This is a genomic window from Streptomyces sp. NPDC002845, assembly GCF_053591955.1.
On the sequence record NZ_JBSFUU010000153.1, the window covers coordinates 1 to 9,946 of the forward strand.

At 70.4% G+C, this 9,946-nt stretch carries 5 protein-coding genes; 4 read left to right on the plus strand and 1 reads right to left on the minus strand.

Translation table 11 applies throughout. The features are described 5' to 3' along the window. On the minus strand, positions 1 to 3,170 hold a 3,170-nt coding region (locus ACWD3C_RS46885; protein WP_451154669.1), incomplete at its 3' end, for a type I polyketide synthase. 274 nt (positions 3,171 to 3,444) lie between these two features. Between ACWD3C_RS46885 and ACWD3C_RS46890 the strand changes: the two genes are divergently transcribed. The 4 genes from ACWD3C_RS46890 to ACWD3C_RS46905 all read left to right on the plus strand — a co-directional run bounded on the left by ACWD3C_RS46890 (position 3,445) and on the right by ACWD3C_RS46905 (position 9,563). Next, a complete protein-coding gene (locus tag ACWD3C_RS46890; protein ID WP_451154671.1) occupies positions 3,445 to 4,407 on the plus strand; it encodes an ACP S-malonyltransferase in 963 nt (320 codons plus the stop codon). After that, entirely contained in the window at positions 4,404 to 5,510 is a 1,107-nt protein-coding gene (locus tag ACWD3C_RS46895; RefSeq protein WP_451154673.1) for an arylcarboxylate reductase, read from the plus strand. The genes ACWD3C_RS46890 and ACWD3C_RS46895 overlap by 4 nt, the downstream gene beginning before the upstream one ends. A 94-nt stretch (positions 5,511 to 5,604) precedes the next feature. Further along, entirely contained in the window at positions 5,605 to 8,370 is a 2,766-nt protein-coding gene (locus ACWD3C_RS46900; RefSeq protein ID WP_451154675.1) for an AAA family ATPase, read from the plus strand. 644 nt (positions 8,371 to 9,014) lie between these two features. Continuing rightward, positions 9,015 to 9,563 carry a GIY-YIG nuclease family protein gene (locus ACWD3C_RS46905; RefSeq protein WP_451154677.1) on the plus strand — a complete coding sequence of 183 codons (549 nt, stop codon included), beginning with the start codon at positions 9,015 to 9,017 and terminating at the stop codon, positions 9,561 to 9,563. Positions 9,564 to 9,946 lie beyond the last annotated feature (383 nt).

Here is a 9,946-nt window from a genome sequence, read left to right on the forward strand (position 1 = left end):
GACGCCACCAACTCCCACAGCTCGGCAGGCGACCCAACCCCACCGGGCAACCGGCACGCCATCCCCACCACCGCCACCGGCTCCCCCACACCGGCAGGCTGGGCAGCGTCCGGGCCCTCCGTCTCGTCCTCCGCCGCGTTCCGCACGTACCGGATCAGCGCCTCGGGGGTCGGGTGGTCGTAGACCAAGGTGCTGGGCAGCCGTGTACCGGTGGCCCGGCTGAGGAGGTCGCTCAGTTCGACGCCCATGAGGGAGCTGAAGCCGAGTTCCTTGAAGGAGGCGCCGACCGGCACCGCGTCGGCCGAGTCGTGGCCCAGGACACGGGCGACATGCGTACGTACCAACTCGGCCGATACAAGGCGGCGGGGGTCGCCATCGGTCACCGCCGGGACGACCGGGCCGGCCGTGGTGGCGTCGGACGCCGGGAGTTCCGGCGCGGCCGCGCCGGTGGCCGCCCGGCCGACGAGGCCCTGTGGGAGCCGTCCGCCGTCCGTGTCCAGCCAGTACCGCTGCCGCTGGAAGGCGTAGGTGGGCAGGGCGACGCGGCGGGCGCGCGAGCAGGCGAGTACCCGGTTCAGAACTGCGGGGACACCGTTGACGTGCAGCTCCGCGAGTGCCGTGACGAGGGTGGACACCTCGTCACGGTCCTCCCGGACGGCGGGTACGAAGACCTGGTCGGCGCCGTCGGGCGCGCAGTCGCGGGCCATGGAGGAGAGCACCGCGTCCGGCCCGATCTCCAGGTGGAACCTGATGCCGCGGGTGTGCAGGGTCCCGACTCCGTCGAGGAAGCGCACTGCGTCGCGGGCGTGGCGGACCCAGTGGTCCGGCGACCGGAGTTCGTCGTCGGTGGCGGTGCGGCCGGTCAGGTTGGAGACCACGGGGATGCTCGGGACCCGGTAGGTCAGGCTCTCGGCGACCTGGCGGAACTCGTCGAGCATGCCGTCCATGTGCGGTGAGTGGAACGCGTGGCTCACCCGCAGCCGCCTGGTCTTGCGGCCGCGGTCACGCCATCGCCGGGCGAGGCGGAGCACTGCGTCCTCGTCGCCGGAGAGCACGGTCGAGGCGGGCCCGTTGACCGCGGCGACGTCGACCCGGCCTTCGTGACCGGTCAGGTCGGGGCGCAGTTCCGCCTCGGACGCCTGGACCGAGACCATGGCGCCGCCTTCGGGCAGCCGCTCCATCAACCGTCCGCGGGCAGCCACGAGCGCGCAGGCGTCGGGCAGGTCCAGTACGCCGGCCGCGTGCGCCGCCACCAGTTCGCCGACGGAGTGGCCCAGTACGGCGTCCGGGGTCAGTCCCCAGTGTTCGAGCAGCCGGTACAGCGCGGTCTCGAAGGCGAAGAGCGCCGGCTGGGTGTAGAGGGTCCGGTCGAGCAGGGCCGCGTCGGGGGTTCCGCCGCCGTCGAAGATCAGGTCCCGCAGCGGCCGGTCGAGGATCCGGCCCAGCTGCTCGCACGCCGTGTCGAAGGCGTCCGCGAACACGGGGTACGTGGCGTGCAGTACGGCGCCCATGCCGGGCCGCTGGCTGCCCTGCCCGGTGAACAGGAACGCGAGGCCCCCCTCGCGTACGGTGCCCTCCACCACGCGTGCCGCGGGGCGTCCTTCGGCGAGGGCCGCCATCGAGGCGAGGAGGTCGTCGCGGTCGGTGGCGAGGACGACCGCGCGCCGCACGAAGTGGGTGCGGGTCGCGGCACAGGAGTACGCGATCTCACTCGGCGCGAGTTCGGGGCGGTCGGCGAGATGGCCGAGCAGGCGGGCCGCCTGGGCACGCAGGGCGGGTTCGTCACGGCCGGAGAGGGCCACGGGAGCGGGCGGCCGTGCGGCGGACGGATCGGGTTCGGCGGCGGGTGCGCCCCGGCCGCACCAGTCCGACAGCACCAGGTGGCAGTTGGTGCCGCCCATGCCGAACGAGCTCACTCCGGCCGTCCTGGGCAGGTCGTCGTACGGCCAGGGAGCGAGTTCCCGCTGGACCGTGAGGTTGAGGCGGTCCAATGGCAACGAGGGGGGCGCGGCGGTGAAGTTGAGGCTGGGCGGGAGGGCCTGGTACTCGATGGAGAGGATCACCTTGAGCAGGCCCACGACGCCAGCCGCGGCTTCCAGGTGGCCGACATTGGTCTTGGCGGAGCCGACCGCCAGCGGTCGGCCGGGCGTCCTCGCGGTGCCGAGCGCCGCGCCGAGGGCCGCCGCCTCGACGGGGTCGCCGGCCTTCGTCCCGGTGCCGTGCAGTTCGACGTACTGCACCTGGTCGGGTCCGGTCCCGGCCCGCCGGTGAGCGAGCAGGATCACCTCGCGCTGGGCACTCTCGTCGGGCACGGTCAGCCCGGAGGAGGCGTTGCCGGCGTTGTTCACGGCACCGCCGAGGATCAGGCACCGGATGGAGTCGCCGTCGGCGATCGCCCGGTCGAGGGTCTTGAGGACGACCAGCGCACCGCCCTCGCCCCGTACATAGCCGTTGGCCCGCGCGTCGAAGGTGTGGCACCGCCCGTCCGGCGAGAGGGCGCCGGAGCTGGCAGCGACGAGCGCGCCGTCCAGGGCGAGGTTGAGGCTGACGCCGCCGGCCAGGGCGGCCGTGCAATCGCCCGCGCGCAGGCTCTCGCAGGCCAGTTGGACGGCCACCAGGGAAGAGGCCTGCCCGCAGTCGACGGTCTGGCTGGGCCCCCGCAGAGCGAGGGCGTGGGAGAGCCGGTTGGCGATCATGGTGCGCTGGCTTCCGACCGCGGTGTGCCGCGTGATGCCGGCGGCGCCGAGGCGAGCGCGCAGCGTGGCGTAGTCGTCGGCGGTGGCTCCGACGAACACGGCGGTCGAGCTGCCGGCCAGGGTGCCGGGGACGGTGCCGGCTTGCTCCAGCGCCTCCCAGCCGAGTTCCAGTACGAGACGCTGCTGCGGGTCCATGGCGGTGGCTTCGCGCGGGGAGATGCCGAAGAAGGCGGCGTCGAAGAGGTCGGCCCGGTCGAGGAAGCCGCCCCAGCGCACGCGTTCGGCGTCCGGCGCGTCCGCGGCGGCGGCGATCGCGTCCGCATCCCAGCGGTCGGACGGTGCCTCGGTGATGGCGTGCCGGCCCGCGGCGAGCAGCCGCCAGAAGGTCTCCGGGTCGGGCGCGCCGGGCAGTCGGCAGGAGTAACCGATGACCGCAATCGCCGTACGCGGATCGACGTTGTCCTCATAAGACATTTCTGCCACTTCCGGATTTCCGGCTGTCCGGGCAATGGAAAGTACTCGGGCCACGGAGGAACTCTCCCAGCCCGGCATATCGTTTCGATAGCGTCGGCCGCGACACCCGACCGACTGCGGAGGGCCGTGAGAACTGGCACTTTTCGGAAGGCCGGTTCGTGGGTACGGTGACTGCGCAACAACGGTCTCGTCGGCCTTGTAACGCAGTTGGCGAACCGAGAACACCATGGCCTGTTTATTCCTTTTTTACTTGAGGACACATCGGGAGTTAGTGATGGCATTGGGCTTTCTGTTCGGCGGCGGGGTCGGTACCGAAGTGCACGGCCTGGAGATGTACCGGGCCCATTCGGTGATGCGGGATCTGTACGAGCAGGTCTCGGCATGGACCGGCCTGACGGTGGGCCAGATCCTGGAGGAGGAGCTGCCGGAGCCCCAGGAGGAGAGGCAGAGCGCCGGGACGATCCGTGAGACCGCGCTCGCCCTCGGCATCCACGACGTGCTGGCGGAGCAGGGGCTGCGTCCGGCGGTGCTCGGCGGGCTCAGCCTCGGCGCGATGACGGCGAGCTGTCTCGCGGGCGCCATCGGCCGGCGGGAGCTGTTCGAGATGCTGGCGCACGCCCGCCACACCCCCGAACTGCCCGCCGAGGAGCCGGAGCAGGGCCTCGCCCTGGCGTTCGCACCGGCCGACGGCGACCTGGCGGCCGCGTACCGGGGTGAGGGCCGGGCCGGGGTGCATCTGTCCGGCGACTTCGGCCCGACGGCCGACGGGGCCATGCGGATCCTGATGCTGTCGGGCGAGCGGACGGCTCTGGACGCGCTGGCGGCCGACCTCCCCCCGGGCACCGTCGCCCCGCTGCCGGATCGGCCGATCGCCGTCCACTCCCCGCTGCGTCGTCACTTCCGCGAGTTCATGGCGCCCTACATTGACGCGATGCCCTTCAAGGCGCCCGAGGTGCCGCTGGTCTCCTGCCTGGAACGGAAGACGCTGACCTCGGCCGACGAGGTACGGGACCTGTTCGACCGGAACTCCACGGATCCGATCAGCCTGGTGGACGTCTGCGAGGAGATGAAGGACCAGGGTGTGCGCCTGGGCCTCATCATGGGCGGTTCCATCCCGGACGGGATCCTCAGGTTCCCGTTCCCCGTGGTACACGTCGACAAGCCGGAGCACATCCAGCAGGTACTGAACAGCGCGTACGAGTTCGGCATAGACCTCTCGCCGGCGCAGGCCCGATGAGAACCCCACAGACCGCCGTGCCGCTGGCCGCGCAGGGCACGGAGTGCGACGCGCTCATCGACGACTGGCTCGGAACCGACCTCGACGAGTGGACCCGGACGGTGGTTGCGCGGCACTTCCACCCCGAGACCGGCAGCCCGTACTGGCTGCGGCGCGCCACCGAACTCGACTTCGACCCACGGGATATCACCCGCTATGCGGAGCTCACGGCGTTCGGCCCCTTCCCGGTGGAGATCCTGCGCACCCAGGACCCGGCCGACCTGGTACCGCTGGCCGTACCGCGCCCCCTGACCGGCCGCATCTGGGACACCGGCGGCACGACCGGTACGCCCTGCCGGCTCTTCTACACGCCCGCCATGCTGCTGCACCGCGGCGCCTGGCGCCGGTGGTCCTTCGTCACCGAGGGCTTCGCCCAGGGCCGGACCTGGCTCCAGGCGACCCCCACGGGACCTCATCTGATCGGCAACGGCCTGTGGGAGGTGTCCGAGCTGTACGCCGGACAGGCCTACGCGGTCGACATGGACCCGCGCTGGGTCAAGCGGCTCATCCGGGGCGGCCGGCTGGCGGACGCGGCCGAGTACACCACCCACCTGCTGGAGCAGATCGCGGACGTACTCGCCCAGGGCAGGATCGACTACGTCAACACCACACCCGCGGTCTTCCAGGCGCTGGTGCGCCGGTTCCCCGAGCTGGTCGCATCTCTGCAGGGGGTGCGGCTGAGCGGTACACAGATGAGCCCGGACATGTACCGGGACTTCGTGGCCGCGATGGGCGGCGGGATCTGCGGCCGCAGCTACGGCAACACCTTCGGCAACGCGGCGGGGCTGCCCGTCGAACAGAATGCCGAGTTGATGCCCTACGTCCCGAATCACCCTCAGGTGACAATGACAGTCGTACGCAAAGAGGACTGGTCAGCGGCCGTGGAATACGGCACTGTAGGGCAGGTCAGACTGACCGTCCTCCACGACGACTTATTCCTCCCCAACATCCTGGAACGCGACCAGGCCCTGCGTTACGACACCGGCGAAAAATGGCCATCCGACGGGGTCGCCAACGTATCTCCGCTGCAAACCACTTCCTCGTCCCCCGAGGGACTGTACTGACCAAACTTTTTAACGACTCGTTATCCCCCCTCCGACGATCTACTCGTGAGTCTACGAATAGAATTCCGTCGTGCCGTAAATGAGTACATGTGTGATGCTGATCGAGCGTGAACAAGAGTTGTCCGCGTTGCATGGCCTGCTCTCCGAAAGCCGCTGCGGCAAAGGACAGATCGTACTTGTCAGCGGCGCGGCCGGCAACGGCAAGTCGGAACTGCTGTACGCCTTCGCCGAGGAGGCGTCCGCGGCCGGTTCCCTCGTTCTGAGAGCCACCGGCCGGGAGGAGGAACGCGACGTCCCCCTCGGTCTTGTCCGGCAGCTCGTCCGGGACCTTGCGCTGCCCGCGCCGCTGCGCACGCAGATGGCCCTGCTGGAGAGCAGTGTCGCGGCCGATCCGGCCGCCCGCCAGGAGTCGCTCGCCCTGCAGGCGCGGGTCGCCCACGGTCTGTGCCGTTCGCTGCTGCGCGCCGCCGGGGCGGGCGATCTGCTGATCAGCATGGACGACATCCACCACGCCGACTCCGCTTCTCTGGGCTGCCTGCTGCATCTGCTCCCGCACACCAGATCCGCCCCCATGATGCTGGTGTGCAGCCGACCGGACAGCGCCCGCCACTGTCCTCCGCAGTTGAGCGCCGAGCTGCTCCGCCATCCCCGTTACCGGCGCATCCGGCTGACTCCGCTGTCGCAGCGGGGGACGACCGCGCTGGCATCGGAGGCACTGGGTGCGGAGGAGGCGCAGATCCTCGGCCCTGTCTACCACGCCGTCAGCGGGGGCAATCCACTGCTGATCCGCGGTCTGCTGGGGGACCGGCGTGACCGGCCGGTGGACGGTGACGGCAGCGAACCCGGAGTGCCGGTCAGGGGAGAGGAGTTCGGGCAGGCGGTGCTGGCCTGCGTGCGCAGTGGCGAGCAGCCGGTCCTCGGTGTGGCCCGCACGATGGCGGTGCTGGACGACTGTGCTTCCCCCGATCGCATCGGCCGCCTGCTCCGGATGCACCCTGCCTCGGTGGCCGACGCGCTGCGGCACCTGGAGGCCGCCGGCCTCGCCGAGGGCCACTGCTTCCGTCATCCGGCGGCGCAGTCGGCCGTGCTGGAGGACATACCGTGCGACATCCTCAGGGAACTGCGGCTCGACGCGGCGGAGCTGCTCCACCACGAAGGAGTCCCGACGCCCACCGTCGCCCGGCACCTCGTCGCGGCGGGAGGCGTACCACAACCCTGGGCCATTCCCGTACTGACGGATGCCGCCGAGCATGCGCGCCAATGCGGGGACCTCACCTTCGCCCTGCAGTGTCTGGAAATGGCGTTGGCCGGCTCCGACGACGTGCGTGAGCAGGCGCTCATGACGGTGATGATCACCCGGCTGGAATGGCAGCTCAATCCCTCCACCGTGGCTCCCCGTCTGGCACGTCTGGCCGACGCGCTGCTGGCGGGCATCCTGCCCGTCCAACTCGCCGTCCCGCTCTTCCGGACTCTGCTGTGGCATGGTCGTCCCGACGAAGCCGCCGAGGTGATCCGTGTGCTCCGCCCGGACACCCCTGGCTCCTACGGCCTGCTCTCGGAAGCCCACGAATGGCTGCGGAACCGGTATCCGACGATGATGTCCCTCCTGGCCGCCGTCCCGGACGGCTCGGGCGCCCGCGACAGCCGGGAACCGGCGGCCAACAGGTCCGTCCTGCTCGCCGAGACCATATTCGGCTCGACCCTGCGCAACGGGGGCGACGAGTCCAGCGCCTGGAGCGCGGAACAGGTACTGCGCTCGTGTCGCCTGGACGACACCAACGTGTGCGCGCTGGAGTCCGCACTGCTCGCGCTCGTCTACGCGGACAGGCTCGACCGGGCCTCCGTGTGGTCGGGCAGGCTTCTGCAGGAGGCCACCGCCCGGCAGGTGCCCACCTGGCAGGCGAAGCTCACCGCGATACGCGCCGAACTGGCCCTGCGGCAAGGTGACTTGAACGAGGCGTACGCCCTCGCCCGTTCCGCCATGACACACCTGTCGCCCCGGAGTTGGGGAGTCGCCGTCGGGGCGCCACTGAGCACCCTCGTCCTGGCCGCGACCGCCATGGGGGCGGACGACGTCGCCGAGGAACACCTGCGCCACTCGGTACCCGAAGCGATCTTCCAGTCCCGCTACGGCCTGCAGTATCTGTACGCCCGGGGCCACCACCACCTTGCCGCCAACCGGGTGCACGCGGCCCTGGACGACTTCCTCCTCTGCGGCGATCAGGCCCGTGCCTGGGACATGGACCTGCCCACATTCCTCCCTTGGCGCAGCGGCGCGGCGGCTGCCCATCTGCGCCTGAGACAGCGGGACCAGGTCCGCCGGCTCGCGGAGGCGGAACTCGCCCGCCCGGGCAGCGCCAAGTCCCGCAGCCGTGGCGTCGCCATGTGCCTGCTCGCCGAGATCGCCGAGCCGCGGCGCCGAACGAGTCTGCTGCTGGAGGCCGTCAGCATCCTGCGGCTCGCCGGGGACAGGCTGGAACTCGCCCGGGCGCTCGCCGCGCTGAGTTCCGCGCAAAGGGCGACCGGCGAGGCCGAGCAGGCAAGGCGGGCGCTGTACCAGGCGCTGCAACTGGCCGATCTGTGCGGCGCACAGCGGCTGCAGCGTTCCCTGCTGCACCGCAGCAGCGAGGAGGCACCGGCCGATCCGACCGTTCTTCCGAAGGATCCGCTCAGTGCGGCGGAGCGACGGGTCGCCTCCCTGGCCACCCTCGGCAACTCCAACCGTGAGATCGCGGACCAACTGTGCATCACCGTGAGCACGGTGGAACAGCACCTGACCCGCGTCTACCGCAAGCTCAACGTCACCAGTCGCGCGGACCTCCCCAGCGAGTTCCAGACACTGGCCGTCGGATTCGATTGACCGACCTCACGGTTGGCAGACCATGTCCCCGCGTAGCCCTCGTACTCCCGAATCCAGTCGCCCATCCTCAGCCCTGCGACCTGAGCGGCCCGCTCAGGTCGCAGGCCGGCGGCTTGGCGCCGTCTTCGGCATTCTGCGTGGGTAGTCGAGGCGCGCCCGTGAGCACAGGCCGCCGTAGCGGGGTTTTGTGGTCGGTGTCCTCGCGGTTCCCGCGTCCGCCCCGAGTGCCTGCCCCCCAGGCTCCATACGTGGACCTCCGTACGCTCCCGCCAAGGCCCCACTCCGGCTGCGCGGCCGGGCCCGTGCGGGCGGTTCGCGCCAGAGGCGGTGGGCCCCGCCTCTTCTCGTAATAGGAGGGTCATGCGTGACACGACGTGCCAGGGGCAGTGGCTGTGCCACGCACCGGAGCTGACCAGCCACCACGCGGCCCCACCGGTCCGGGACAGCACCGACCGCCGGGTTCTTTCTCCAAGCGCGCGTCATGAGGGATGAGCGACAGCAGGCACGCCAAGTGCCCGTCGGGGTCGGTCAGCAAGTTGATCGCTCCGTGTGGCTCGAGGGAGACACTGAGCGTGCTGATCAAGCTGCGAGATGGTGCCGCGGGCGGTGTGGCAGATCCGCTCCGTCGCGCCTAGGGTGCGCCCATGCTCGACGACGCGACCGTTCAGCAGGCCACAGCCGATCTGCTCTCTGCACCCCACACCCTCGTCCGCGCTGCTACCGCCCTGCCCACGACCGCAGGGGTGTACGCCTGGTGGGCGCCGCCCGAGGTCCTGACCTCCTTCCCCGGGCCGGTCAACTCGGGCGATGCCGGACGGCGGCTGCTCTACCTGGGCAAGGCCAGCCGGCTGCGGTCCCGCGTCGCCTCCAACCACCTGAGGGACTCCGGACGGTCCACTCTGCGCCGGACCCTGGCCGGACTCCTCATGCCCACCGAGAGGTACCACACCACCTGGACCGACCGCGTCGTCCTGATCCCCGAGGACGAGCAGCGCCTCAGCCACTGGATGCACCAACACCTCAACGTCACCTGGACCGAGCACCCCGATCCGGCCCCGCTGGAGAAGGAACTGATCTCCCATTTGCACCCACCTCTGAACGTCGAGGGAGCGGAGCACGGCGCCATCCGGGACCGCGTCCAGCAGGCACGAGCCTTGTACTACGCCAGTGCCGGACCGCGTCCGGACAAGTAGCCGGCTTTCGCTGAGCGGCCCGCAGCCCCAGGCACTGGCAGATAGGGACCACCAGGTCATCATCCGCAGATGCCCAGTCCGAGAGACATCTCTGACGGCCGACGGCAGCCAGACTCGCGCCAGGTGCGGGAGCGGGCAATCCGTTCCAATCTGACGCGGCCCGGAGCATACGCGCGTTCAGCACCGACCAGGAGAATCCCCTCTAATAATCTTCCCGCGGCGAGGATCATGGCGGGATGGCTGCGTACCTAGTGTGATGCGCCAGAAATCTTCTGGGTTAGTTGGTATCGTCTTTTTATGGCGCATCGAGGCCCTGCCGCTGTGGAGATCGTTCTTTCCGAGGACGAGCGTGTCGAACTTGTGCGCCGGGCGGGGTTGGCGGA

Bases quoted from the DNA above. Each gene is read 5' to 3' on its own strand.
- ACWD3C_RS46890 (WP_451154671.1), top strand. From the start codon at position 3,445: ATGGCATTGGGCTTTCTGTTCGGCGGCGGGGTCGGTACCGAAGTGCAC.
- ACWD3C_RS46905 (WP_451154677.1), top strand. From the start codon at position 9,015: ATGCTCGACGACGCGACCGTTCAGCAGGCCACAGCCGATCTGCTCTCT.
- ACWD3C_RS46895 (WP_451154673.1), top strand. From the start codon at position 4,404: ATGAGAACCCCACAGACCGCCGTGCCGCTGGCCGCGCAGGGCACGGAG.
- ACWD3C_RS46900 (WP_451154675.1), top strand. From the start codon at position 5,605: ATGCTGATCGAGCGTGAACAAGAGTTGTCCGCGTTGCATGGCCTGCTC.